General features: G+C 36.2%; 22 protein-coding genes and 1 tRNA gene. 7 read left to right on the top strand and 16 right to left on the bottom strand.

The annotated features are described in order from the left end of the window. Nucleotides 1–53 precede the first annotated feature (53 nt). The 3 genes from K322_RS0111545 to K322_RS0111555 all read right to left on the bottom strand — a co-directional run bounded on the left by K322_RS0111545 (nucleotide 54) and on the right by K322_RS0111555 (nucleotide 3662). Nucleotides 54–1154 (bottom strand): site-specific integrase, encoded by a 1101-nt coding sequence (locus K322_RS0111545; protein WP_035331974.1) that lies wholly within the window; start codon nucleotides 1152–1154, stop codon nucleotides 54–56. A gap of 300 nt (nucleotides 1155–1454) precedes the next feature. After that, nucleotides 1455–2414, bottom strand: a complete 960-nt coding sequence (locus tag K322_RS0111550; RefSeq protein WP_026627036.1) for a hypothetical protein — start codon at nucleotides 2412–2414, stop codon at nucleotides 1455–1457. A gap of 69 nt (nucleotides 2415–2483) precedes the next feature. After that, complete coding sequence (locus K322_RS0111555; RefSeq protein ID WP_026627037.1) at nucleotides 2484–3662, bottom strand: hypothetical protein; 1179 nt, start codon at nucleotides 3660–3662, stop codon at nucleotides 2484–2486. Between the two features lie 183 nt (nucleotides 3663–3845). Between K322_RS0111555 and K322_RS0111560 the strand changes: the two genes are divergently transcribed. The 6 genes from K322_RS0111560 to K322_RS0111585 all read left to right on the top strand — a co-directional run bounded on the left by K322_RS0111560 (nucleotide 3846) and on the right by K322_RS0111585 (nucleotide 9966). Further along, nucleotides 3846–5021, top strand: coding sequence for a site-specific integrase (locus K322_RS0111560; RefSeq protein WP_026627038.1), 1176 nt, complete (start codon nucleotides 3846–3848; stop codon nucleotides 5019–5021). 300 nt (nucleotides 5022–5321) lie between these two features. Continuing rightward, the gene (locus K322_RS0111565) at nucleotides 5322–6431 is read left to right on the top strand and encodes a hypothetical protein (RefSeq protein WP_026627039.1); all 1110 of its coding nucleotides are present in this window, start codon (nucleotides 5322–5324) and stop codon (nucleotides 6429–6431) included. 107 nt (nucleotides 6432–6538) lie between these two features. After that, nucleotides 6539–6886 (top strand): helix-turn-helix transcriptional regulator, encoded by a 348-nt coding sequence (locus K322_RS0111570; RefSeq protein ID WP_026627040.1) that lies wholly within the window; start codon nucleotides 6539–6541, stop codon nucleotides 6884–6886. Further along, nucleotides 6883–7911: a hypothetical protein gene (locus K322_RS0111575; RefSeq protein ID WP_026627041.1), complete on the top strand. Its 1029-nt coding sequence runs from the start codon at nucleotides 6883–6885 to the stop codon at nucleotides 7909–7911. The genes K322_RS0111570 and K322_RS0111575 overlap by 4 nt, the downstream gene beginning before the upstream one ends. A 614-nt stretch (nucleotides 7912–8525) precedes the next feature. Next, nucleotides 8526–9545, top strand: coding sequence for a DUF2971 domain-containing protein (locus K322_RS0111580; RefSeq protein ID WP_026627042.1), 1020 nt, complete (start codon nucleotides 8526–8528; stop codon nucleotides 9543–9545). A 13-nt stretch (nucleotides 9546–9558) separates the two neighbouring features. Continuing rightward, a complete protein-coding gene (locus K322_RS0111585) occupies nucleotides 9559–9966 on the top strand; it encodes a hypothetical protein (protein WP_035331976.1) in 408 nt (135 codons plus the stop codon). Between the two features lie 88 nt (nucleotides 9967–10054). Here the strand turns inward: K322_RS0111585 and K322_RS0111590 are convergent. The 12 genes from K322_RS0111590 to K322_RS20855 all read right to left on the bottom strand — a co-directional run bounded on the left by K322_RS0111590 (nucleotide 10055) and on the right by K322_RS20855 (nucleotide 23129). Then, nucleotides 10055–10125: transfer RNA gene (locus tag K322_RS0111590), tRNA-Cys, on the bottom strand. A gap of 66 nt (nucleotides 10126–10191) precedes the next feature. Beyond that, nucleotides 10192–11307 carry a bifunctional histidinol-phosphatase/imidazoleglycerol-phosphate dehydratase HisB gene (gene hisB / locus K322_RS0111595; protein ID WP_026627044.1) on the bottom strand — a complete coding sequence of 372 codons (1116 nt, stop codon included), beginning with the start codon at nucleotides 11305–11307 and terminating at the stop codon, nucleotides 10192–10194. Between the two features lie 3 nt (nucleotides 11308–11310). Then, nucleotides 11311–12339, bottom strand: a complete 1029-nt coding sequence (hisC, locus tag K322_RS0111600) for a histidinol-phosphate transaminase (protein ID WP_026627045.1) — start codon at nucleotides 12337–12339, stop codon at nucleotides 11311–11313. A 321-nt stretch (nucleotides 12340–12660) separates the two neighbouring features. After that, on the bottom strand, nucleotides 12661–13581 hold the full coding sequence (locus tag K322_RS21215) for a GNAT family N-acetyltransferase (RefSeq protein WP_260203795.1): 921 nt from the start codon (nucleotides 13579–13581) through the stop codon (nucleotides 12661–12663). Next, nucleotides 13578–14855 carry a histidinol dehydrogenase gene (hisD, locus tag K322_RS0111615; protein ID WP_026627046.1) on the bottom strand — a complete coding sequence of 426 codons (1278 nt, stop codon included), beginning with the start codon at nucleotides 14853–14855 and terminating at the stop codon, nucleotides 13578–13580. Before hisD ends, K322_RS21215 begins: the two co-directional genes overlap by 4 nt. After that, nucleotides 14855–15385 carry a GNAT family N-acetyltransferase gene (locus tag K322_RS0111620; protein WP_026627047.1) on the bottom strand — a complete coding sequence of 177 codons (531 nt, stop codon included), beginning with the start codon at nucleotides 15383–15385 and terminating at the stop codon, nucleotides 14855–14857. The genes hisD and K322_RS0111620 overlap by 1 nt, the downstream gene beginning before the upstream one ends. Beyond that, nucleotides 15382–15852 (bottom strand): hypothetical protein, encoded by a 471-nt coding sequence (locus K322_RS0111625; RefSeq protein WP_026627048.1) that lies wholly within the window; start codon nucleotides 15850–15852, stop codon nucleotides 15382–15384. Before K322_RS0111625 ends, K322_RS0111620 begins: the two co-directional genes overlap by 4 nt. Before the next feature lie 94 nt (nucleotides 15853–15946). After that, complete coding sequence (hisG, locus tag K322_RS0111630) at nucleotides 15947–16798, bottom strand: ATP phosphoribosyltransferase (RefSeq protein ID WP_026627049.1); 852 nt, start codon at nucleotides 16796–16798, stop codon at nucleotides 15947–15949. Between the two features lie 308 nt (nucleotides 16799–17106). Next, a complete protein-coding gene (locus K322_RS0111635; protein ID WP_026627050.1) occupies nucleotides 17107–18303 on the bottom strand; it encodes an efflux RND transporter periplasmic adaptor subunit in 1197 nt (398 codons plus the stop codon). After that, nucleotides 18300–19565, bottom strand: a complete 1266-nt coding sequence (locus tag K322_RS20955) for a TolC family protein (RefSeq protein WP_087880863.1) — start codon at nucleotides 19563–19565, stop codon at nucleotides 18300–18302. The genes K322_RS0111635 and K322_RS20955 overlap by 4 nt, the downstream gene beginning before the upstream one ends. A 1-nt stretch (nucleotide 19566) precedes the next feature. Continuing rightward, nucleotides 19567–22611, bottom strand: coding sequence for an efflux RND transporter permease subunit (locus tag K322_RS0111645; protein WP_026627052.1), 3045 nt, complete (start codon nucleotides 22609–22611; stop codon nucleotides 19567–19569). Between the two features lie 200 nt (nucleotides 22612–22811). Next, nucleotides 22812–23129 carry a hypothetical protein gene (locus K322_RS20855; RefSeq protein WP_157279440.1) on the bottom strand — a complete coding sequence of 106 codons (318 nt, stop codon included), beginning with the start codon at nucleotides 23127–23129 and terminating at the stop codon, nucleotides 22812–22814. Between the two features lie 238 nt (nucleotides 23130–23367). Between K322_RS20855 and K322_RS0111655 the strand changes: the two genes are divergently transcribed. Next, nucleotides 23368–24156, top strand: a complete 789-nt coding sequence (locus K322_RS0111655; RefSeq protein ID WP_026627054.1) for an aspartate dehydrogenase domain-containing protein — start codon at nucleotides 23368–23370, stop codon at nucleotides 24154–24156. On the opposite strand, the gene K322_RS0111660 is transcribed toward K322_RS0111655, so the two are convergent. Continuing rightward, the gene (locus K322_RS0111660; RefSeq protein WP_026627055.1) at nucleotides 24139–25023 is read right to left on the bottom strand and encodes a D-isomer specific 2-hydroxyacid dehydrogenase family protein; all 885 of its coding nucleotides are present in this window, start codon (nucleotides 25021–25023) and stop codon (nucleotides 24139–24141) included. The two genes, K322_RS0111655 and K322_RS0111660, sit on opposite strands and share 18 nt — an antisense overlap. Nucleotides 25024–25106 lie beyond the last annotated feature (83 nt).

Genomic DNA, 25106 nt, shown 5'->3' on the forward strand with positions numbered 1-25106 from the left:
ACATTTTTATTTTGGCGAAAAGGGTCAAACATATTTTGGTACATGGGGGCAATTTAGACTGGCACGAGGGGGCAACGCTCACTGGATTTTCCACCGTCTCTAATACCCCGTTTTGCAGCAATAGTTCGGAAGCTATGCCTTGCTCGGTGGAATGTCATTGTCTTGTCTATCCCCAAGTCTTTCATTATTTCTTTGAGGTATCGGTTAGTCGGCTGATTGGATAATGGAGCAAATATCTTCTGAAAACTCTCTCCATTGCCCAATAGATTTATAACAGTTGGAGATATAATAGGTATTTTGTACATGATACTTGTCTTTGTCCTTTCATTACAGAGTAATAGGAACGTTTCTTTAGACTTTAATTTAATATGCTTTAGATTCTCGTAAGTCACTTCTGAAAATTCGGCATAGGATAATGATGTATAACAGCTGAAAAGGAACTCTCGCAGCACCTCTTGTTTGCCGTCTTTGTATTTACCACTATTATAGATGGTCTGTAATTTCTGCAATTCGTCTTCGGTTAGTACATCCGAGTTCTGAGCCTTAATACTCTTCTTTATCTCAAATTTCTCATACGGATTCTTAGCTATCATTTCTTTATCTACAGCCAACCCTACAAGAAACTTGAAATTAGCGTGTTTCTTATATATGGTAGATAATTGGTTGCCAACCTCTATTTCATGATTGTGGAAACGTTGTACATAATCCAAAGTTATCTCATCAAATGAAAGGGTAGATTTCCATTCTTTCATCGTATTGATTAACTTGTAATAGTTGGCTATCGTTCCCGATGCACGAGAAGCCTTTAGCAATTCTATCTCTTTTTCTATAAACACATAGAAGTCGGCATTACCATAATTCTTATCCAATAGCTTAGCTTTGAAATGGGGAAGAGGTAAAGGCTTAAAGAAATTCTCTAATACAATATTGTTTGCCTTTTGATTAAAATCAAAAATAATCCTGTTTAATGTGTCGGAGAATGGAACACAGCTACGAACTGTATAGGACTTACCATTCCAATGCTTGGGTAAAACAGAAATATTCAGGCTGATAAGTGAAGAACGTCTGTAAGCAGTGTAACGCAAACAGACCATTTGTTTTCCTTCTTTGGTTACGTAGTCTCTTCGTAACTCAATTTTGACGGTTGCTTTCATACTATTTTTACTTGTTTTACTGTAAAACATTTGTAAAACAAATAGCTGAAAACTATGAAATTTATCCTTTTCATCCTTCCACCACAGAGGATGTAAGTGCTTGGAAAACAGAAGGAATAGAGTTTTTATTTCTATTCCTTCAACTGTTCCAGAGGTTCCTGGCGAACCTCATTTTGATTTCAGGTGACTTTGTTTGAGTGATATTTATTTGAAATATATCAAAATAAATAAAAGTCAATTAATTCCATCATTCAATAAAAGTCATTTTATTGCAGATTTTCCGTACCCGTAGCCGTACCTCTATTTTTGTAAATTTACAATAAAAGCTAACTCATTTCCTTTTGCTTGAGTTTCATCTTGAAATAAAGATATTTTTTCTTGTCTCATTTTTATATATGGATCAAGCAATTCTGAAAACTTCAGTTTTAGTAGCTTTTCGAGTATATTTGGTAATCCTTTAATTGCAAATTCGAGGTTAATTAATCTCCTTTTCATTCCTGTTAATTTCAATTCTTTTTTATATTCTTCAATTAACCACTCAATCTCTTCTATAATTTCAACTTCATTAAAATCTTCCTTTGATAATTTATTTATCCAAGCCAATAATCTTTTATAGTGTAACTTATTAGAGTCTTCATTTTTGTACTGAATAATATCAATTAGAGGGACAGATTCATCAGGTACTGGAATATTATTCAATAGAACTATGTGTATAAGTGATTTTCTATCTGTGAAATTTAAGGCGTTAAAACTATTCATAGATAAAGTTGGATGAATAATTTGTTGTAAGTTAGTCTCTAATAGAATACTGTATAATCGCTCTCTTATTGAAATAAGATATCTATGTGAATTCATTAAATCAAAAACATGATAGTCGACATCAACTTCTGATTGTTTTGGAATTATATTTCCTTCTTCTGTAGTTAAAAATAATGAGGCTAGTTTCCGTAATTCATTATATTTTTCTGTATAATTATTCTCTCCTTCTTCAAGAGCATTAATAAATTTTTGCAATCTATCATCATTGACTAAATCCCGATTTAACGAATCCCGATTTATTGGTTCAATAAGTCCTTGGTCTACTAATAATTTTATATTGTTATAATGCCTCTTACTTCCCCACTCATTCTGTAATTGGTCTCTTTCAAACTCATAAAAATTATATGTATATAACTTATCGTAGAAGTAAAAAAGAGTTCTCATCCTATTAAAAGACGGCTTAGAATTATACGCTTCTAAATCTATTGCTCCATTTCTCATAAATAAATCAGTATTAAGATCTAAATAACTATTCAAAAAAAAATTTACTTATATCCTTTAGAATTAATATTATTTTTCAAGTAAATTACTATCAAACGGTTTCTTGAAAGCATCTTCCAACAACCATTTGAACGAAATAAACTCAAAGAACCCTCTATATAAATAATGAAAAGATATTGAAAATTCTTTTATATTTTCAGATGAATTTACATTTTTAAAATTGAAAATAAACCCGTCTTGCTTAGATGGTTCTACGGAATATCCATATTCATTGGCAACTTCAAATACAATGTCCATATCAATAATTATAGCAATAATGAAAGCTCCTTCAATAAAATTAATATAGTTCTCCCCATTTGTTATACTTAACGAAAATGGATAATATCCATTTTCTGCGAACTTATAATTATTTAGTATAGTTAATTGAGGCTGCTTAAATGGTATTTGATTTAATAATTCCAATCCTCCTTCATTATGAAATACCCCATATAGAACACCTTTTTCAACTATTTTAGTTGCATATCCAGTCATTTTAGACTGTTCTATTAATTCATTTAGGGGTATAATAAAATTTAGTTCTGGAGAAGAAATCTCCATTCTATACATTGTACCAAGATTATACAATCCTTCAACTTTGTCCTTTTCAAGATAATCAAAGACTTTATTTGCATTCTCATTTTGTCTGATAACTCTTTCGTTCTTGTTATTACTTGTCTTTACCTCTATTGGTATAACCCCTTCTTTTGTTGCTAAAGATATATCTGCGTATCTCAAAACGGAAGTAATATCATGGAGTATTGCAATTATTCCTTTTTTATAGGCATAATTAAATATTTTCTTTTCTTGTTTAAAGCCAACTTTACCCGATAAGAACCCTGGACTTTGTTTAAAAACTTGAGGTTTAATATCTAATTTGTGCCAAAAAGTGAAAGCTATAGCATCACCTATTTCTTTATAAATCTTTATCAACCAACGATATTCATTAATTTGATAATCAAGATTCTTTATTTTTTCTTTTTCTATTATAGATTCCTCTTTTGAAAGTCTCTGTATAGGAGACTTTCTCTTAATATTTATCTTTTTTATTTCATCTTTATTTTTAATAATTACTTTTTCAAAATAAAATATTTTTTTGATTATTTCTTCTTGTATATTTTTCCAATCTAATTGATTTTCAAAAGGATTGTTTCTTATGTCGTGAATTTTATTCAGCAACCTAATTATTGATTTTTTATAATAAGCAATCATAATAAAAAAATGTTAATCCCAATATTTTTATTTGTTCAGTTTTAAAACGTTAATTTCGATTATATGTAAAAGTAGAATCTAATTTGTGTTTATTGAGCAAAGATAGAAAATATTGGTAGAAATTTTGCCCTTATTGACAAAGCCACTACTTTAGTACATGAAACTGTAAATCAAATAGGTATTATGGCAGAATATTCAATCAATAAATGTCTTAGAGATGAAAAACCTGTAAAAAGAAACGGTAAATATCCTATAAATTTAAGAATCCGAGTAGGAAACAAAGATACCAAACTGCCTACTAATCTTGAGGTAGAAATAGATAGATGGGATGCAAAAAAACGTGAGCCAAAAGATAAGGCATTACTAATCCAACTAAATAAGAAGATAGCGGACTTAGACCTTCAGATAAATAGAGCATTGGCAGACGGGCAGGAATTGACCATGGATTTAGTTAAAGAGTTCTATTCTGGAAAGCGAAAAGTAAAACCCGAAAATCAATCGTTCTATACTTACTATCTTGATTTTGTTGAGCGTAAACGAAAGGAAGGATTAAACCCTGAAACTATTCGGGTATATATGACAACCCATAATATATTGAAAGAATTTAAAGATGACTTCAAAATATCAGATATTTCTTTGTCTTTCATCGAAGAGTTTGATGACCATATGCGAGAAGTCAATGGTAATTCGGGAGGAGGACGAAATCCCAAGCATAAAAATTTCCGTACTGTCATTCTTGATATGGTAAAGCATGATATTCCTGTCAAAAATCCTTATTTATGGTTTAAAATACCCCAAGCAAATACGAAAGAAGTTTATCTTGAACGTGCAGAATTGGATCAGTTAAGAAAACTTAGAGCTAAATTGAGTCATGATTCTACGATGTATAAAGTATTGCAGATGTACTTATTTGCTTGTTATTGTGGACTTCGTTTTTCCGATGTTATTGATTTAAAATGGAATCATATTGACTTTGAGAATAACCTTATCAAAAAAACTATGATAAAGACAAAATCCGAAGTAATAACCCCTTTGTTTACTATGGCTCGTGCTGTAGCCTTAGAATTGTCAGATAGCAAAAGACTCATTGGGAGTAAAAAGAATGTGTTCTATGGCTTCAAAGAGCCGACTGTAAATAAAACCCTTATAAAACTCACGCAAATAGCTGGTATTGAAAAGCATATCACCTACCATTCCTCAAGACATACCTTCGCAACGCTTTTAGTTCTTGATGGAGTTGATATATACAAGATTCAGAAATATTTAGGGCATAAATCAGTAACAATGACTGAAAGATATTTGAAATATGATTTATCAATAGCTAAAGAATCAGTCAAAGATATAAAAACCTTTGGATAAGATAAAAGTACCCATCCTATAAAATGAGTTATTGCGTTCTTTAGAATCTGAAGATATATTTTATCTTTGCAATGTTCTTAGGAACGGACTTATTAGAAATAGTAAGAAGTACCTTGCCTATCGAAATCGCCAAATTTTGAAAATATATACAAGGTATGAATAGCTCTCCGATATAGGGTGGGTTGTTTGTACATGTATATATGGGTGTTTGGCGATACCCGATAGGCGTGGACGGCAGCCCACTTCTTCTTTAATAAACAGCCTTTCACGGTTGCCTGTTAGGTAATAATTTCAAAATAGATGAAGATTCTGTTTCCCAAGTTTATGGCAATTCTCGGAATGTTGCTTATTTGTTCTTACTTTCAGAACGTTTATTCCCAAAGTAAAAAAACGAACTACGATGTAACCTCTGTAATGGCTCGGAAAATTGGTTATTATTGCCAATATAACCAAAGAGCATTGTCCCTTTTTGCTATGGCTAATCCAGAACAAGTTCAAAATAGGAGAGACCGAGCGAGCAGACTAATTCGTGAGTTAGAAAAGCATTTGGATTGTGCCGAAAATTTCATACTTACGCTCTATTATAATTATGGAGTTGAAATGTCTTATTTTGCTTTGAAAGATGCTGGATTTACGATTAAGGAAACGGATATAGCAGAATCAATTTGGGCAAAAGATAGCGAAAAGCAAGACAAAATAAGAGAGAAAAAAGAGATAGTGAAAAGAAAAGCTGAGTTGTCAAAGGAGAAAGATATATTTGACTTGGCTACTCATGGAGAGTATTTTGGCTTTCATGCTTTAACTGTTTTGCCCGAAATTACGATTGATGCTGCTGATTTGGCTCGAACCATTGATTTTTGGAAAATCGAACAATTAATAGATTGGGGAACTTTGATAGATTGTTCCTTCAATTGTGTTATTTCTAAAGACGGAGTTTTAAGTCTTGCGTCTCCAGTGGATTCTGAGACTTTTAATTCTACTCAAAAATTGTTGTTTGATTATCTGATTAATAACGCAATTATTCAGAATCCTGCTTCAATCACGTTTAAGCAATTGAATACGACTGTTAAAGTCAACTCAAAGGCTACTATCAGATTTGAGCAAGAAGCAAGGAGACTTAAAAATTCAATTCAATTTAAGGTTAAAAAGGATAAGAAAAGCGAAAGATGGAAGATTATCAATGATGTGGAGTTGAGAATTCAATTAAATAGAGTGTCAAAGAATGATGCAGAAGCAATCTATTATGACATAGAAGGACTTTTGTATAATAATCCTTATTTTAAAGCGATTGAAAAAGGTACGTATTCGGTCAAAGCTGAAATACTCGCAAATGAAATAAAATACTTAATAGAAGGCAAAGAGCAAGAAAGAGGGCAGTTGTCTTATACCTTTGAATTTGAGTCTAAATAATTTCTTGTCTTTTAAAATATAAACGAAATAAGATTGCTGAAAAATGCAGTCTTTTTTTATTTATATCTTAAATATTGACTATATTTGACCGATAAAATGTTTGATTTATGAAGCAAATAGATGAGATCAGTAACATTCAAAAACTTCTCCGAAGGCAAAAGGCTTACATGAAAGGTATTCTGGTTATGCAGGATAAATTATTTGATATTCAAAGTCAAATATCGGAACTGATGCTCAAAGAAGCCAAGAAGGAAAAAAAGAAAGAGCGAAAGTCCTCCGACTTACTTTCTTCAAAAGACGTTTGTAGTATGTTTGAGTTTTCGCCTTCTACTTTGTACCGAATGAGAATGTATGACGGCTTCCCTTATGTTAAAGTTGAAGGCAGACGAAGCGTAATGTTCAATAAGAAAGATGTTGTAGAATTTATGGAGAAGCATAAAAAGCATGGATTATGATTGATAATATTAAAATAACGCTCCGAAAGTTCAAGGGAAATCTATCAGGAAACAAGAAACTTGAACCAATAGGCAAGTCATATAAAAGTGAAGTTTACAAGCTGTATAATCATGAAGGGAGAGATAAAGATGTGTACTTATTGATAAAGCATAATGCAGAGGATGGAATACTGAAAATTGAAAATAGTATTCGGAAATGGTATCTTGGCGGATTCACCCTTTTAGACTTGACTGAAAGAACGGCAAATAAAGCCTTCTCGGAAATAGCAAAGATTCTTGATATAGATATGAAGGATCTCTGTAAAGCGACTTTTACTCAATGTGAAATAGGCTTGATTATCAGACCTCGTATTCCTGTAGAGCAACTTGTTCCTATGGTTGTAAAATACTCTACCTTCAAAAGATATAACTTCTCTTGTGAGACGGTTGGGTTCAAAGGAGAAGACCTTGAATTGAAAATGTATGATAAAACGCAGGAGCTTTTAGATAAGAATAAGAAAAAAGGCAAATACGATCAAGAAGCAAAAAAGAAAGCATTCAAAGCCTTATCTGATAGGAATTATAACTTTTTCAGAATGGAATTTGATATGTTCGATAAGCAGTCTTTTGAGAATAAAGATATGGTTCAGATGAAAACCATCGGGGATATTTTGGATAATTATCTTGGATTGTACAGTTTTTGGGTAAAAGAAATAAGTCGGGTTATTTTGCTAAATAGATTGGTAATAAGCAAGGATATGACACCGAGAGAATATATATTAGCAAGAGTATTGGAAATTGACGGTTTTGTATCATTTGAAGCCAATTGCCTTAAAAGAGGAACAGGAAATGCAAGAAGTCGTTTGCTAAATGAAGCATTGGCGGTCATAGCCAAGTTTAGCAACCTTCGGAAATATAATGCGAATAAATTCAAAGTTGACATTCTTAAAAATTTGAGGAGAATCGGTAAGAAAGAAGAAAATCTCAATGTTGATGCTTTAGCAAAAATACTTTTCAAAAGCGAAGACGATATTAATAGAGAATAATTATACTATATATATACAGTATATGAATACCTTGTAATAATTATACCCTGTATATATTAGGGGATTGTAATAATAAAGCCTCTTTGCTGATATATAAATAAAGCGAAAAGGAGAATGTACAGAATAACCCTTATTTAATTGGGTGTTATTGCGAATTGGGTATATTTGTAGAATAAATAACGTAATAAACTAAGAAGCGCAGAGAAGCGCAAAGATAAGTTTCTATAATCGGAGTTGAATAGCAAAGCCTTACTCAGATAATATATAAATTCTGTGATCATCTAAACGCAGAGACTTATAAATTGAGAGTGCAATATATTGTTTGCTCTTCGTTGAACTTTAATCTCAGTAAACGATAATAAGAGTACTAAAATGTGAAACTGGCTTTATAGAGCATCTAATCTATTGAAGGTTGAGGTATATTTCTAAGGCAGAGTGAAGCGAAGCCTTAGAAGAGAGATTTTACGAAGTATATTTTGTACCAAATTTTCGCCCGAATCGTTTTTATGCCGAAATTTCGCTTTTCGTCCTCGTGGGCTTATTCGAGTCCGCTTTCGGAATAAAAATGCTGTAAATCGAAAATAAAGATATAAATTCGTCATAATAATAGTAAAATGAAGAAGGCATATAAATATAGAGGGGGTATAGGAGTATTTGATAAAGAAGGGCAATCTATTTTTGAAAGAGATATTAATACTCTTACCAATAATCAAATCTACCTCCCGACTAAAGTTGAATTAAATGATCCAACGGAGGGATTTTATAACGATAGTTCTATAACTTCAATGTTGAGTTTTTTTAATAAATACTCAGAAAAAGTGAAAGAGCAATATAATGGGCTTATTGACAAATTTTCTCAAATAGGAATTTATTCATTAAGCAATAATATTGATAATGAGCTATTATGGGCTTATTACGGAAGTGGTCATACTGGATTTGCTATAGAATATGATATTGATTTACTGAAGGAATCCTTAAATCATAATAGGTATTTCCAATTTATATTTGACTTTGATGTTGATTATGTGAAGAAAATTTCTAAGGCAGGTATATCAATACTTCAAGGTGGAGATATTAATGATACTTTAAAGATATATTTAGGTTCTAAATCATTGTCTTGGGAGCATGAAAAAGAATATCGTTTAATTATAGAGGGAAAAGGATTATTCGATATTGATTATAGAGCAGTTACTGGAATATATTTTGGGTATAGAATGCAGGATGAAGAAATTGATTTTATAATGAGTGAGTTAAGAGGTCGAAACTTGAAATATTATAAAATGGACTTAATAGAATACTCTTATAAATTTAGACCGAAGGAAATATTGGATAAATATATTGATTCTCCTAAATATATTGTAAATAATTTATCCTATAATATTGAAGACCTTCTCATAACGGAAGATTTTTTGGGAAAAGAAGCATATGCTTATAAGGATAAACTTATCGAAGCAATTGAGAGAGTAAAATATGAGCCTCTAATCAATGAGATTTATATCGCTACTATTGGTATGGATTCAGGAGAACCTATATTTAAAATATTTACTTATACGAATTCTGGGATTCCGCCAACCAAAGCTTTTTTCTTTAAATTGGGAATAAATGGAGAGCTTATAAAAATTGATTGTAATTAAAAACGAGATAAAGATGACTCATGACGAGAAATTAGATGCTATTCTGCATGGATTATTATCTCGTGTTCGAACGAGAATCGAAAATAATGGAATAGATGATGAAAAATTGACCATGCAATTTATTTGTAATGCTCTTTTTAAAAAGGAAGGTCATGAACTTTGGGAAACTGAATTTCTAGGAAGAAGGTTGCTTTCAGATAGATTTATTGACTTAAAAAACGAATTTCCTGAAATAACGGATTTAGGAATTAAGTTTATTCAAAATGGAGGGTATAAAAATGAACGGTTTGATAAAAATATTGAAAAAGAACTTCGTATTCAGAATTTGAAAAATGCCAAACGTAGTACGATTGCTATTGTGATTTCGATTATATCTTTATTACTTTCTGCCATATATACTATTACTGCGATATTCAAATAATATTTGCAGTTCCGTACCTTTCTCCGTACCCCTAAAAATAAGAAAGCTCCGAAACTGTTATTAATAAACGATTTCGGAGCTTTACTTGAGGTTCCTGGCGGATTCGAACCGCCGTAAACGGTTTTGCAGACCGGCGCCTAGCCACTCGGCCAAGGAACCATTTCCTTCTTAGCGACTGCAAAGATATAAGAATTTCTTTATTTAACAATGATTCCTAAAGAAAATTCAAATGATGCCTTTTGTACTCGGCAGCTCGTAATTGAAAATATCCCGTTTTTTAGCCATCTTAATCGCTCTGGCTAAGGCTTTAAAGATACCTTCTATCTTATGATGTTCATTTGCTCCTTCTGCTTTTATATTCAGATTCATTTTCGCTGAGTCGCTTAATGATTTGAAGAAATGTAAAAACATTTCAGTAGGCATATCTCCAACTTTTTCTCTTTTGAAGTCAGCTTCCCAAACTAGCCATGGACGTCCACCGAAGTCAATAGCTACGGAACACAAGCAATCGTCCATAGGAAGACAGTATCCATAACGTTCAATCCCCCTTTTATCACCTAGAGCCAGACTGATGGCTTCGCCTAATGCTATAGCGGTATCTTCTATCGTATGATGTTCATCAACGTTTAAGTCTCCGTTGACTCTGATTGTAAGATCAACATTGGCATGTTTGCCGATTTGTTCGAGCATATGGTCGAAAAAGCCCAGCCCTGTATGAATATCACAAACGCCTTTACCATCCAGATTTAAAGAAACAAAGATATCAGTTTCTTTTGTAGTCCGTTTCACTTCGGCACGACGTTCTCCTGCGAAAAGATATTCACTGACAACATCCCAATCTGAAGTTTGCAACGCACAAAATGGTTTTAATTCGGAAGGAACGTCAATATCTTCACGTAGAAAAATAGCCTTAGCTCCTAAATTCTTAGCTAATTCCACATCCGTAAGCCTGTCTCCTATGACAAATGAACGGTTGAGGTCATAATCTCCGCCTGTATATTTACCAAGCATTCCTGTTCGGGGTTTACGTGTTGGAGCATTATCTTCGGGAAAGCTTCGGTCTATCAGTATATCATCAAAGGTAACACCTTCGCCTTCGAGGGTTTTCAGCATCTTGTTGTGTGCAGGCCAGAATGTATCTTCAGGAAAAGAGGATGTACCCAAACCATCCTGATTGGTGACCATTACAAATTCGAAATCGAGATTCTTTTGAATAAAGTATAAGTTACGTATAACCTTAGGATAAAATTCAAGTTTCTCTAAACTATCCAATTGGTAATCGATAGGCGGTTCAATTACGATTGTTCCGTCCCTGTCTATAAATAAAGCTCGTTTTGACATCAATTATAAAGATTTTAAAGATTCAATCAGGATTTTGTTTTCAGATTCCGTTCCTACGGTTATTCTTAAACAATCCCGGCATAATGAAATAGAATTGCGGTTGCGGACAATAATTCCTTTTTCAACTAAAGAGTTGTATGTTTTATTCGCATCTTTAACTTTCACTAAAATAAAATTAGCATCCGATGGATATATTTTTTCCACAAAAGAGACTTGTCCTAAGTTATTATTCAACCATTCTCTTTGAGCTATCAGCGTTTTTACCCATTCTTCTTTTAGCGATGTTTTGTTCAGTTCTTCCAAAACAAAGTTTTGTGTAAGAATATTGATATTATAAGGATATTTCACCTTATTAAAATAGCTGATAATCTCAACAGAAGCAAAAGCCATACCCAGCCGGATTGCAGCCAGTCCCCATGCTTTAGAAAAGGTTTGAAGAACAATCAGGTTCGGATAAGTGTCTAAATCGGGTAACCAGCTGTTTTTTATCGAGAAATCGATATAAGCTTCGTCGATTATTACAATACCCTTAAATGAAGTAACAACCTTCAGTACCTCAGATTTATCAAGTATATTAGCCGAAGGATTATTTGGCGAACATAGGAAAATTAATTTAGTCTGCTCATCTACTTTTTTTAGCAGAAGATCGGCATTGAGGCTGTAATCGTCATTAAGTAAAACCTGACGGTATTCAACATTATTGATGTCTGCACATACTTTATACATTCCGTAACTAGGATCTATTGCAACCACGTTGTCTTTACCCGGTTCGCAGAATACCCTGTACACAATATCGATAGGCTCGTCACTGCCATTACCGAAGAATATTTTATCGACCTCAACGCCTTTGATTTTGGAAACACGTTCTTTAAGTTTCCATTGAAGAGGATCCGGATAACGGTTGTAAGGCCCGTTCAATGGATTTTCATTCGCATCAAGATAAACTGATGCTTCTCCTTTGAATTCATCCCGAGCCGAGGAATAAGCTTTCAAGCTTTGTATATTTTTACGAACCAATCTGTTTAAGTCCATATTTAAGTAAATTATTTTTTTTTCTGAAAAAGGTTACAGAATCAGTTATCAATATTTTATTTCGAAAAGGTAACAAAGGTTCCACACTTTATGTACATTTTGGGGGGGTACTGTTTTATTATAAACGCCGTTCTTTGGGATTACAAATCTCGAGTAATGAAAAATCTTTTACCTGTTAATACCGGACGAATAATTATTCACCCCTGTAGAATTTCTAAAAAGGTTACAAAGGTTACTACCCTTTTTACTCATATTTATTTATCAATAACCATTTTTTCTGATCATTCAGTGCATCATCTATTTATACACTTATAGATAAAATTACAGAATACTCTTAACTGTTTTTTCGTAAGTAGTTACAACAAAAACGATCAAAGGCTCATTGCCTGTATTGGTTATGGAATGGTAATTATTGTCTCCTTGTATTGAGGTTATATTACCCTTTTTCAAGTTCAGAGTGCGGGTTTCGTTATTCTCGCCGACTCTCTCAGTATAACTTCCTTCACCATTGATGATTACATATAATTCCTGTTCTTTTTTAGATCCATGTTCATGAAATCCGGCTTGGTCACCTTTATTGAGTAATACCATATAAACACCGATCCTGTTATTTACTAAAGCTCCTTTCTCGAAAACCGAAAGCATATACACTATTCCGTTTCCTCCGTACATCGGATCTCGTTTTTCTATATCCAATACCGTATTCTGAGGTTTTCCGAATGGTACTACATTGATATCTATATATTTTGCAACAGTATCAAGAATATGTTGCTGCTCGCTGTTCCAATTAGTATTCATAAGATTATTATCAGTATTTATTGTTTTTTCGAGTGAGTAATGTGGAATACCTATTTCGATAAATTCTTCGCCAAGTTGTTTATATTTCAATTTAAAATAAAATTCAGCAACGACTTTTCTCGCATGTATTGCTATCTTTGAATACCCTAGTTCCTTCGCTTTTTGTTCTGCAAATAAAATTAATTTGCGTCCTATGCCACTTCCCTGAAAATGATAATCGACAGCCATTTGTCTTAATCTAAGAGTTGTATTATCTACTTTAGATAATATGCAAGTACCGGCAATAATACCATCCACATCGCAAACACATAAAATATCATTTTGGTCATTCATCAGATCTTCAGTAGAGAATCTCAATCCCAAGGGTTTACGTAAAACTTCATACCTTAGATCTACAGTTTGCTTGTAAGCTTTGGATCCGTATTCAATAGTATAGCAGCTCATTCTTTAAGTCTTAATGTTATAGCATTTTTGTGAGCGAAAAGCAGTTCGTTTTCAGCCATTATTTCAATTGTGTTTCCTAAATTTTGTATACCCTCACGGCTGATCTCCTGAAAAGTTATTTTCTTTATAAAACTATCGAGATTGACTCCGCTGTAGGCTTTGGCATATCCGTTAGTTGGCAGGGTGTGATTCGTACCTGAGGCGTAATCACCGGCACTTTCGGGGGTATAGTTCCCTAAAAATACAGATCCGGCATTGATTATCTTATCTGCAATGTTTATATAACCTTCTGTTTCTATGATCAGATGCTCGGGTGCATATTCATTGGTGAGATCTATAATCTCGTCCGTATTTTGTAACAAGATGGCTTTGCTGTGTACTAACGCTTTTTCTGCAATCTCTTTACGGGGTAGTTCGGCAAGTTGTTTCTCTATTTCAGTCAATACATTATCGATCAGTTTTTCATCGGTAGTCGTTAGTATAACCTGACTATCAGGCCCATGTTCTGCTTGAGAGAGTAGATCGGCAGCTATAAATGCCGGATTGGCTGTCTGATCGGCTATTACTTGTACTTCCGATGGTCCTGCGGGCATGTCTATTGCAACATCTTTGAGACTTACCAATTGTTTGGCTGCCATTACATACTGATTACCGGGACCGAATATTTTATATACTTTCGGTATTGACTCTGTTCCGTATGCCATTGCACCGATAGCCTGTACACCTCCGGCTTTATAAATCTGATTTACACCTGCAGTCTTAGCGGCATAGAGTATTGCGGGATTTATATTGCCGTCTTTATCGGGTGGGGTACATAACACTATTTCTTTACAGCCTGCTATTTTAGCGGGAACAGCCAACATCAGAACTGTCGAAAACAGGGGTGCACTTCCTCCGGGGATGTAAAGCCCCACTTTTTCTATTCCTACCGACTTTTGCCAGCAGATAACACCTTCGGTCGTTTCTATCTTTCTGGATTCGAATACCTGTGACTGATGAAACTTCTCGATATTCCGGCAAGCGGTTGTTATAGCTGTTTTTAATTCTTCGGATAATTTTTTTTCAGACTCGGCAATCTCCGAAATCTCAACTTTCAAAGAGGATAGTTTTACCTTGTCAAACTTTTCTTCATACTGTATTACGGCCTTGTCTCCATTTTGTTTAATGTCGGACAGGATTGCCGAAACGGTATCATTCAGAGAAGATGTATCGAATGTAGGTCGTTGAATCAACTTTTCCCATTCTTCCCTTTTCGGATATCTTATAACTTGCATTAGATTGTAAATTCTTTTTTTAATAAGCCATATATGGCCAAGTCTGTAAATTGATTGTCACAAAGAAGTTCCCCGTCTCTTTCTATACCTTCGAGCGTAAAGTCGAGACGTTGAGCAACTTTCCGGCTACGTTGGTTTTCTGTTGCAGCTTTTATTACTATTTTGTTTAGATCGAGTTCGGTAAAACCATACATCAGTAATTCTTTAACCGATCGGGTCATGATGCCTTTACCTTCAAATCGGGTAGAGAGCCAATAGCCGACTTCTGCCTTTTTATTCAGCATGTCTATATTATTAAACCCAACAAGCCCGGCAAACTCCTTTTTGTAAAATATACAGAACTGAGGTTTGTCTTCTTCCACTGCACTTTGCACAAATTCCCGAGTATCGTCTTCCTTTAGAGTACTGTCTACAAAAGGAAGCCAGGTTCTCAGTTGTTTGCGTTCTGTATCCAACGCTTTAAATATGAGTGGTACAGCGTCTATGGAAATTTTTTTTAACCGGATGTTTTCCGTGATTTCTATTATCATAGGGCAGAATATGGATTTTTCAGGACTTTAGCGTCTTCCTCGCACAAGTCCAGATTTTTAATCGTTCTCGAAACAGAGGCCCGGTTTAATAATAAAACCAATACACAGAATAACGAGATATACACAAACTTTTCATCACCGGTCATAATGTACGCGGCAGTCGAAAATAAAGTCATAACAGCCATAACAAACCACGATACCAGCAGCCCTTTTCTGTAAATAAAGAGTTTTTCCTGTAGTCCACGTTTGTGTTTAGCTGATTTGCATTTTTTCCGAAGATATATCAAAGCATAGATCAGTCCCAGAATAATAATAATCACATCCGATACCAGAAAAGGAATATCAAATTCGTCTTCCCGATAGGGTACAACTTCCCATTTCGAAAAAGCAAGAAATGCGCCTAATGCAAGAACTATTATTCCGTGTGTCAGATATAACGATCTGAAGTAGCTTTGTACACTATACATACTTATAAGGTGTTATTAACATTCAATCCGGATAACGGTAAAAACTGATCTTACGGCATTATCCTTTGCCAAGATAATAAAAAGGATTGAGACCCTATAATATCATCTTTTCAATCGGAATAACCAGAATACCTTCAGCCCCTAATGCTTTCAGTTTTCCTATTATTTCCCAAAATTCTTTTTCTGCAATGACCGAATGGATCGAACTCCATCCTGTTTCGGCTAATGGCAATACTGTGGGGCTTTTCATTCCCGGCAGTAACTTTATAATTTCGTTCAGTTTGTCATTGGGTGCATTCAGTAATATGTATTTCTTACCTTCGGCTTTTTGTACCGAGTTGATACGAAATATCAATTCATCCAATATTTGAATTTTGTCGTCTGTCAGCTTTTTATTACTAATAAGCAAAGCCTCAGAGTCCATTACGACAGAAACTTCTTTTAAGCGGTTGCTTACCAATGTACTTCCCGAACTGACAATATCGAATATCGCATCAGCCAGTCCGATACTTGGAGCAATCTCTACAGACCCCGAAATTACATGAATTTCTGAATCTATGGAATTTTCTGCGAGAAAATTCTCTAAAATATATGGATATGAGGTTGCAATTTTCTTTCCTTCAAACCATTTTAGGTCATTGTAAGCCTCATCTTTTGGTATTGCCAACGAAAGTCTGCATTTACTGAACCCCAATCGTTTAACAACTGTAGCATCTTCATGTTTTTCTACATATTCGTTTTCTCCCACAATACCTACATCGGCAACCCCTGTTGCCACAGCCTGAGGTATATCATCGTCACGGAGAAATAGTATCTCTACATTAAAGCCCGTGGCCGGCACTAACAGTGTTCTTTTTTTGTTATTAAGCTTAATGCCTGCTTCCCCAAGCAGTTCCATAGTTTCTTCAAAGAGTCTCCCTTTGGATTGAATAGCGATTCGTAGCATAAATTTTGTTTTGTAATACATAAAAAAAGGCTTACCATGCGGTAAGCCTCTCGTAACTTATATTCTGAAAATTGCATCACAACTAAGTCTTCACTTACCAAAGGAAGAAAAACATAGATGATGGTGATGCATTTTTTTTATCATAATCTCAAATACTGAATAATGATTCGTTTTTGCAAATATAGGAAACAAAATGTAAAAAACAAGACTGATATTTGTTTCTTTTTGAAAAAAGGCACGTTTCTACTTTTGACATATAAGAAACTCGGGTTATTTTGCTTACCCAAGTGATAAAAAGGTCTGTGACCTTAATGGGCGTGCTCTCCGTGGTCGGCTGTCATAGATGCTATATAAAAAGCATTAGAAATGACAATGGTCGCATCTTCCTCGATTTTCTTTACCGGAGTTATCTGTGTATAGCCTAGTTCGCTGGTTCCCGTAATGACTTCTTCCTGCTTAAAATGGAATATTTTGCCTTCGGTTCCGTTTTCTTCATTTTGCAGTACGAGTATGTATTTTTTGCCTTCATTACTAATTATCGCATCGTTGGGGACTGCTTCTGTTTTTTCTTTTCCTATGTTGATAAGTCCTGTAACATACATTCCCGGGACAAGATGCATGTTGTTCCGATCTTTAATTTCGAGATGAACTTTTATCGCTTTTGTATCGTCTTCAAATGATTTGTTGATTTCGTACACTACACCTTTCAGAGATGTTCCGGGTTGATTGGTTAAGCTGAGGTCTACTTCTTGTCCCAGTTTTACTTTGTTTATATCCTTCTCGAAAACTTTTACATCACAGTGCATTTGCGAATTGTCGCTGATATTCATCAGTGATGCTTGTATATCGACATAACTGCCTGTACTTATATTTATCTTATTGACAGTGCCCGCAATCGGAGACTTTACGGGAATACGGGTCACCATATTTCCGGCTGACACTTGCGATGGACTGATAGATAGCTGTAAAAGCTGCTTTTCGAGTCCTGTAAGTTGAGCCTTCGATATTTCGTAATTGGCGGAAGCCTGCTGCAACACTTTCTGAACGCCTGCTCCCTGTTCGGCAAGCTCTTTCTGGCGGTTATATTCCTGCTCGGCTACAAAAGCTTCTTTTTTGCTGGTCAGATAATTTTTTTGAAGTTCAACTATCGCAGTATTTTCCAGATAGGCAACAGTTTGCCCTTTACTTACATTACTACCCTCGTTGACTAGTATCTGACGGATAATACCTCCGATAAGGCTAGTTACTTCGGCTTTCTTTTGCGGGGCGAGATTCATTTCCCCATTTACCCGGATGATATTTGCCAGCTCACGCTTTTCTATTTTGCCGAGTTTTATACCAACGGTATTTAATTGAGCTTCCGTAACTTCGACTCCTTCGTCATGATCCTGCTCCTGCTCTTGTTCTGCTTGAACTGATGTTTCTTTTTTATCCTCCGCTTTTTGTCCGCATGATACGAACAGAGTCAAAGCCAGAGCAAATAGTGATATATAGATTGTTTTCATAATGAATTTGTTTTTCCTTGTAAGTAGTTTAATAAAATGACAGCCTGATTATAATCATTTACAGCATTAGCAAATTGAAGCTGAATTTCAACTGCCGATTTGAGGTTTTGAATATATTCTATATAATTGATCTCTCCTTTTTCATACGAAATCTGAGAAATACGAGAAATATCGTCTGCCTGTTGTATTCCTGCTGTACGATAATAATCGAGAGCATCTTTTGCTTTATAGTAGTCATTCAGAAATGTGCGGTACTGCTTTTGCATAGACAGTAAGGCATCTTCCTGTTCGATCCGTGCTATTTCTACTTCACGTCTGGCTGCTTTGGTCTTTGATTTTTGTTCCCAAAAGAAGAGAGGAACACTAACGCCTACTTCGAAGCCCATAAAATTGCCTTTGTCGTATCTTGAACGATCTACATCATAAGGATTAAATCCTTTGATCACCATCTGATTACTCAGAGAAAAATTAAAGTTCGGAAGGAATCCCTGCTTAGCAATACTCAGGTTTTTTTCGCTGATTTCCCTTTTGCTTTCCAGTACTTTATTGTACGGAGTATTAAGCCCGTTGAATTCATTTAGAACCGGATCGCCATTTAATATTGATAAATCGTCTTCCCGAGGTTCTATCCATTCATCGCAATTAAGCCATCGTTGAAGGCTCAACTGAATACTGTTATATGTTTTTTGAGCTTTTTGCAATTCTATTTTATTCTCATTATAAACCCGTTGAGCATTCATTTGTTCCAATCGTCCTGACTCTCCCGCTTTGAATTTTGCATTGGCTAGAAACAGAAATTTGCTGTAAATACTGTCCTGCTCCAAAAGTATATTGATATTCTTTTTTGCAAAGACCAGCGTGTAATAGGTAGAAGTCACTTCTTTTATCAATTCGTTTTTAGTTACCTCATAATTATTCTTTTCGAGATTAGTTTCTGCTTTCAGCAGATTTTTCCTTGCTCCGTATATAGTTGGGAATTCAAAGCTCTGACTGATCGAAATACTATTATCGGGACTTCCACCCGAAGTCGGATCCTGAGAGATTGATATGCCTGTTTTTTCGATATTAAAGGCAGTGCCTTGCATATCTTTGGCTTTTTCGATAGATACTTTTCCCGATTTCAGCATCAGATTATTAGATAAAGCATACTGAATGCACTCATCCAGAGACTTAATTGAGGTTTGTGCAGTCATTAATCCTGTTAATGCCGACAAAAATAGGGTTAATGACAGTATTTTATATTTTTTCGGAATTTGTTTCATACTATGATTTTTTTTCAGAAATAAACGTTTTATATATCGAAGGCAATACCACTAATGTAAGAATAGTAGCCGTCAATAGTCCGCCGATTACAACCGTTGCCAGAGGGCGTTGTACTTCCGCACCATCGCTTGTTGATAAGGCCATTGGCAGAAATCCGAGAGATGCTACAAGAGCAGTCATAATTACCGGACGAAGGCGCAGCATACATCCTTTGATAATCCGTTCTTTTACATCCGTTATACCTTCTTTCTCGAAAGCGTTGAATTGCCCGATAAGCACTATCCCGTTGAGTACGGCTACACCAAAGAGGGCAATAAATCCTACTCCGGCCGAAATACTGAAAGGCAGGTCTCTCAACCATAAAGCCCATATTCCTCCGATAGCTGATAGCGGGATGGCGGTAAATACAAACAGTGATTCACGTACGCTTTTGAGTGTCGCATACAGAAGGAATAAGATCAGCAGTAACGCCAAAGGTACAGCAACTCCCAAACGTGATTTGGCTTCTTCGAGATTTTTAAACTGACCGCCATAAGTATAGTAGTATCCCGAAGGAAGTTTGAACTCTTTGTCTAAGAGCGATTCTATTTCGTGAACGGTACTTTGGACATCTCTTCCTCTCACATTGAATCCGATATAGATACGGCGTTCGCCGTCTTCACGGCTGATTTGCCCGGGAGCGTCTTTATAGTCGATATCGGCAATTTGGGAGAATGGAATATTACCGCCCGAATTTATGGGCAGATACAGGTTTCGGATGGAGTTCACATCATTCCTCAAATCTTTATCCATTCGCAGAACAAGGTCAAACCGGTTGCTGCCTTCGTAAACGAATCCGGCTTCGCTTCCCGCAAGAGCTGTTTTGAGAACCGTATTGGCATCTTTTATCGATATACCGTATTTTGCCAGCTGATCGCGGTTATAAACAACCTGTATCTGAGGTAGTCCATTTACTTTCTCGACAAACGGATCTGATACTCCATCAACATTCTTTATCAGACTCGCAACCTTATTGGCGGAGGATGTCAGTATATTCAGATCATTCCCGTATATCTTAATAGCTACATCTTGTTTTATCCCTGTCATCAACTCATTGCTTCTCATCTGGATAGGCTGTGTCATTTCAAATCCCAGTCCCGGTATTACACTGACCGCTTCTTCCATCTTTTCCATCAATTCGTCTTTAGTTTTAGCCGATTTCCATTCTTTTTTGGGTATCAGTGCGATCATCATATCGGCACGTTCGATGGGCATCGGGTCGGTCGGAATTTCTGAACTACCTATACGGGTCACAATCTGTTTCACTTCGGAAAATTTATCTTTCAGTATTTTTTCTGCCTGAGTAGTACTTTTGATCATCTGCGAAAGTGATGTTCCCTGCGCCATACTTACTTCGGCTGCAAAGTCCCCTTCTTCCAGATTGGGGATAAATTCGCCACCCATCCTGTTGAACATAAATACGCTGACTGCAAACAGAATGACCATACTAACTATTAATGTTTTACTATGGTTGAGGCTTTTTGTGATAACGGGCAGATAAATGTTATTAAGTTTATCCATTATCCTGTCCGATATATTGCGTTTATGCTCTGCTTTTTTGCTCAGAAACAAGGCACTAGCCATTGGGACGTATGTTAGTGAAAGAATAAAAGCTCCGAGTATCGCAAAAAATACAGTCATCGCCATCGGCTTGAACATCTTTCCTTCGATACCGACTAAAGTAAAGAGAGGTATGTAAACAATCATAATGATAATCTCGCCAAAAGCAGCACTGTTCCTTATTTTCGATGCCGATTCGAATACTTCGCCGTCCATCTCTTTCTGGGTAAGCATACCGCCTGCATATCGCTGTTTACTGATTTGTATATGATGACAGACTGCTTCTACAATGATAACAGCCCCATCGACAATCAACCCGAAGTCGATAGCTCCTAGGCTCATGAGATTACCACTGACGCTGAATAACCGCATCATCCCGAAGGCGAACAGCATCGACAGAGGAATAACCGATGCCACAACCAGCCCTGCCCTGAAGTTCCCTAAAAACAAAACTAGTATAAAGATGACTATAAGCCCTCCTTCTATGAGGTTTTTAGTAATCGTATGTGTCACCCTGTCAACTAATTGGGTGCGATCTATATAGGGTTCGATAATAATTCCTTCGGGCAGACTTTTTTCGATCTGCGAAATACGTTCCTTTACATTTTTGATTACTTCCTGAAAGTTCTCTCCTTTCAGCATCAATGTTATTCCGGCAACTACTTCTCCTTCGCCATTACGGGTAACCGCTCCGTATCGGGTAGCCGTTCCGTATTGTACTTTGGCTACATCGCGGATAAGTATGGGGTTGCCGTTAACCGTTTTTACCGGAATTTTTTCTATATCTTCGAGAGAGGTTACAAGGCCTATTCCCCGTATAAAATACTGATTACTGTATTGTTCAATGTAACTCCCTCCGGTATTTTCGTTGTTGTCCTCCAGAGATTTATAAAGTTCAGCAATTGTAAGCCCCGCTGCATTTAGGCGGTCGGCGTCTATTGCTACTTCGTATTGTTTCACAAATCCGCCCCATCCGTTTACTTCGGCAACACCTTCTGTACCCGAGAGTTGCTTCCGTACAATCCAGTCTTGTATAGTACGTATATCGGCTAGAGTGTATTTGTTTTCGTATCCTTCCTTGGCTCGTATTGTATAGTGGTATATTTCACCCAGACCCGTAGAAATTGGGGCAAGGTTTATTTTTCCTGTTCCTTTGGGAATAACCTCTTCGGCTTCCTTCAACTGCTGGCTTATTTGTTGCCGTGCCCAGTATATATCGGCATCTTCTTTGAAAACGAGCGTAATAACAGACAGTCCGCTGCTGCTGATACTCCGGCGTTCTTCAACTTTCGGTATATTAGCCAGAGCCAGCTCTATGGGGTTGGTTATAAATTGTTCTATTTCCTGAGCACCAAGAGATGGTGCTTGTGTAATTACCTGTACCTGATTATTGGTAATATCGGGAGTAGAGTCAAATGGTAGTTGAGAAAGTGAGTAGCTCCCCATATAATAAGGGCGAGAGTACACACTCCTACAACTAATTTGTTCTCTATTGAGAATTTAATTAGTCTTTGAAACATAATGGATATTCAGTTAGCTATTAAATAATGAGAAAGTAATGCAATGAAATCAACACAACAATATGACAATTATCAGGTTATTGATAATTGATCATTGCTTATAGATTATTGCCGACTGTTAACTGATTATAGTTTCGGAGGCTGCCAAAAATCGTATATTACAGATAATGGAGCATTTTCTGAGTAAAGTGAGTATTGAGGTATTTCTGAGAATACAAGTTCATCGGAGAAGTGATCGTCTACGAAAAAGTTGGGGTGGTGAAAGTTCGAACAATGACAAAACGGGGTGCATGCTGCATCTCCCTGACCATTGTGCTGCTGATCATCATGTTGGTGAATTGACTGCTCTGTCCGGCACGGATCAGTTCCTAATTCTTCGCAGTAGCATGGAACTACCGAGAGGAATAAGATGAATAATCCGAAAATGAATACCAGAACTTTCATAAAAACGTATTTGATGAAATACTTTTAGTTTATACCGGACTTTAGTCGTTTTACCTACCTAAGGTAATAAACAGGTATGAGACCTTATTTAACAGGTTTGATGCAAAAATAAGAAAAAAAATATGCAACAAGGTTGCATATTTGCTAAAGTTGTAAATTTTAGGCAAAAGGACTATCTTTGATTAAGGTCTCAGGCCTTAATCAAACAATGTTGCTTTAAATACTTCCTTTTGTTATTATGAAAAAATTAGTAATTGTGGGATGCGGTCGGCTAGCTCATATTGTAGTCGATGCTCTATTGAATGGTTTATTACCGGAATATGAATTGATAGGGGTATATTCACGGACAGAGTCTAAAACGAAACTGATTGTAGATAAAATGGAACAGCACGGAAAGTCGTGTTATGGTTGCTCTTCTCTTTCTGAATTATTGGCTTTAAAACCCGATTATCTTGTGGAAACGGCATCCCCTGCAGCAATGAAAGAGTTGGCATTACCTGCTCTTGAGAATGGAACATCTATCGTGACGTTATCTATTGGGGCTTTGGCTGATGCCGATTTATATCAGAAAGTGATAAATGCAGGAAAAGCCAATGGCACACGCATCTATATCGCATCAGGAGCAACGGGAGGATTTGATGTCTTACGAACTGCTACTCTCATGGGAAATGCATTAGCCCGGTTTTTCAATGAGAAGAATCCGGGTGCAATAAGGCGGGCTTCTGTTTATGACCCTTCACTTGAAAACGAAAAGCGAATTGTCTTTTCGGGAACGGCCACCGAGGCCATCAAAATATTTCCTACCGGACTTAACGTATCTGTTGCCGCATCGCTGGCATCGGTAGGGCCTGATAATATGCAGGTTTCGATGCAAACTACTCCGGGGTTCGTAGGAGATACCCAACGGGTAGAGATTAAAAACGATCAGGTGCATGCTGTAGTTGATGTTTACAGTGCTACACCCGAAATCGCAGGATGGTCGGTTGTCAGTACGCTCATCAATATTGTTTCACCCATTGTATTCTGATAAATTGGCTAGTACCTTTTCGCTCAGGCGGTCAAACGCCTGACGGGTACGGCCAGTAGATACTTGCATACAACGAACATGAGGGTGGGAGAGCAGATGATTACCTCCCAAAGCCCCTGCCGTATCGCAGAAACAGAGGTTATCTCCATCGAGCCACCGAAGGAAAGGCTGCTCATCCCAAGCCGGAGATAATCCCGTATTGAATAGTATCTTTTTATTGCCCAGATGTTTGAATTCTTCCTCATGAAGTAACATCGTATTCTTATTGAGGCAGCAGAATACCACTTCATTTTCGGCAAGAAGGTTTTTCAATGGTAAGAATCGGTATCCTTTTTCTTTAGCTTCTGACTTTTCACTCCTTGCAAAATAAGAAACATCTGCGCCGAAAAATTTCAGGGCATCGGCTATCATTCCGCCCGATTTTCCTAATCCGATAATACCTGCTTTCAGTCCGGTTAGTTCGCGGGGCATATTATCCCATGGGGATTGACCGAATCCATGAAGGCAACGAACCAGTTCGCTGATAGCGTATTCAACTACTCCTTCATCGCCATAGTCCCTTATACCGGTTACGGTTATTCCCCGTGTTTGGGCATAATTGATGTCTACATTAGCACTTTCCGGAGAATACAGCGAGCAGCACATGCCTATGTATTTAACATTGGGACATTGTTCGAGAGCCGATCGGGTGATTCGTGAGGTATAACTGAGCAGTACGGCATCTGCATTTCCTATGCGTTGGGCAATCTCGTTGTCATCTGAAGGAATATCCTGAAACAGAATTACTTCTTTGGCATATTTGTTTAATGCTTGTTCGGCCGAAGGTATCAAGCTGACAGGCTCTATTGCAACTAGTTTTTGAAACATGAGAGTATCTGATTTTATAAGAGATGAAATCTTAAAGTTAATAAAATGCTTTGTGTTCTCAAAATCGGTGTCGGATAATGAGC

The sequence above is a fragment of the Indolivaga capnocytophagoides DSM 22835 genome (assembly GCF_000426485.1).
In the GTDB taxonomy this organism is placed as follows: domain Bacteria; phylum Bacteroidota; class Bacteroidia; order Bacteroidales; family Dysgonomonadaceae; genus Dysgonomonas_A; species Dysgonomonas_A capnocytophagoides.

What these genes read in the sequence shown, in the direction of transcription:
- K322_RS0111545 (WP_035331974.1), bottom strand. Translation starts at nt 1,154, where the DNA reads ATGAAAGCAACCGTCAAAATTGAGTTACGAAGAGACTACGTAACCAAA.
- K322_RS0111550 (WP_026627036.1), bottom strand. Translation starts at nt 2,414, where the DNA reads ATGAGAAATGGAGCAATAGATTTAGAAGCGTATAATTCTAAGCCGTCT.
- K322_RS0111555 (WP_026627037.1), bottom strand. Translation starts at nt 3,662, where the DNA reads ATGATTGCTTATTATAAAAAATCAATAATTAGGTTGCTGAATAAAATT.
- K322_RS0111560 (WP_026627038.1), top strand. Translation starts at nt 3,846, where the DNA reads ATGGCAGAATATTCAATCAATAAATGTCTTAGAGATGAAAAACCTGTA.
- K322_RS0111565 (WP_026627039.1), top strand. Translation starts at nt 5,322, where the DNA reads ATGAAGATTCTGTTTCCCAAGTTTATGGCAATTCTCGGAATGTTGCTT.
- K322_RS0111570 (WP_026627040.1), top strand. Translation starts at nt 6,539, where the DNA reads ATGAAGCAAATAGATGAGATCAGTAACATTCAAAAACTTCTCCGAAGG.
- K322_RS0111575 (WP_026627041.1), top strand. Translation starts at nt 6,883, where the DNA reads ATGATTGATAATATTAAAATAACGCTCCGAAAGTTCAAGGGAAATCTA.
- K322_RS0111580 (WP_026627042.1), top strand. Translation starts at nt 8,526, where the DNA reads ATGAAGAAGGCATATAAATATAGAGGGGGTATAGGAGTATTTGATAAA.
- K322_RS0111585 (WP_035331976.1), top strand. Translation starts at nt 9,559, where the DNA reads ATGACTCATGACGAGAAATTAGATGCTATTCTGCATGGATTATTATCT.
- hisB (WP_026627044.1), bottom strand. Translation starts at nt 11,307, where the DNA reads ATGTCAAAACGAGCTTTATTTATAGACAGGGACGGAACAATCGTAATT.
- hisC (WP_026627045.1), bottom strand. Translation starts at nt 12,339, where the DNA reads ATGGACTTAAACAGATTGGTTCGTAAAAATATACAAAGCTTGAAAGCT.
- K322_RS21215 (WP_260203795.1), bottom strand. Translation starts at nt 13,581, where the DNA reads ATGAGCTGCTATACTATTGAATACGGATCCAAAGCTTACAAGCAAACT.
- hisD (WP_026627046.1), bottom strand. Translation starts at nt 14,855, where the DNA reads ATGCAAGTTATAAGATATCCGAAAAGGGAAGAATGGGAAAAGTTGATT.
- K322_RS0111620 (WP_026627047.1), bottom strand. Translation starts at nt 15,385, where the DNA reads ATGATAATAGAAATCACGGAAAACATCCGGTTAAAAAAAATTTCCATA.
- K322_RS0111625 (WP_026627048.1), bottom strand. Translation starts at nt 15,852, where the DNA reads ATGTATAGTGTACAAAGCTACTTCAGATCGTTATATCTGACACACGGA.
- hisG (WP_026627049.1), bottom strand. Translation starts at nt 16,798, where the DNA reads ATGCTACGAATCGCTATTCAATCCAAAGGGAGACTCTTTGAAGAAACT.
- K322_RS0111635 (WP_026627050.1), bottom strand. Translation starts at nt 18,303, where the DNA reads ATGAAAACAATCTATATATCACTATTTGCTCTGGCTTTGACTCTGTTC.
- K322_RS20955 (WP_087880863.1), bottom strand. Translation starts at nt 19,565, where the DNA reads ATGAAACAAATTCCGAAAAAATATAAAATACTGTCATTAACCCTATTT.
- K322_RS0111645 (WP_026627052.1), bottom strand. Translation starts at nt 22,611, where the DNA reads ATGGGGAGCTACTCACTTTCTCAACTACCATTTGACTCTACTCCCGAT.
- K322_RS20855 (WP_157279440.1), bottom strand. Translation starts at nt 23,129, where the DNA reads ATGAAAGTTCTGGTATTCATTTTCGGATTATTCATCTTATTCCTCTCG.
- K322_RS0111655 (WP_026627054.1), top strand. Translation starts at nt 23,368, where the DNA reads ATGAAAAAATTAGTAATTGTGGGATGCGGTCGGCTAGCTCATATTGTA.
- K322_RS0111660 (WP_026627055.1), bottom strand. Translation starts at nt 25,023, where the DNA reads ATGTTTCAAAAACTAGTTGCAATAGAGCCTGTCAGCTTGATACCTTCG.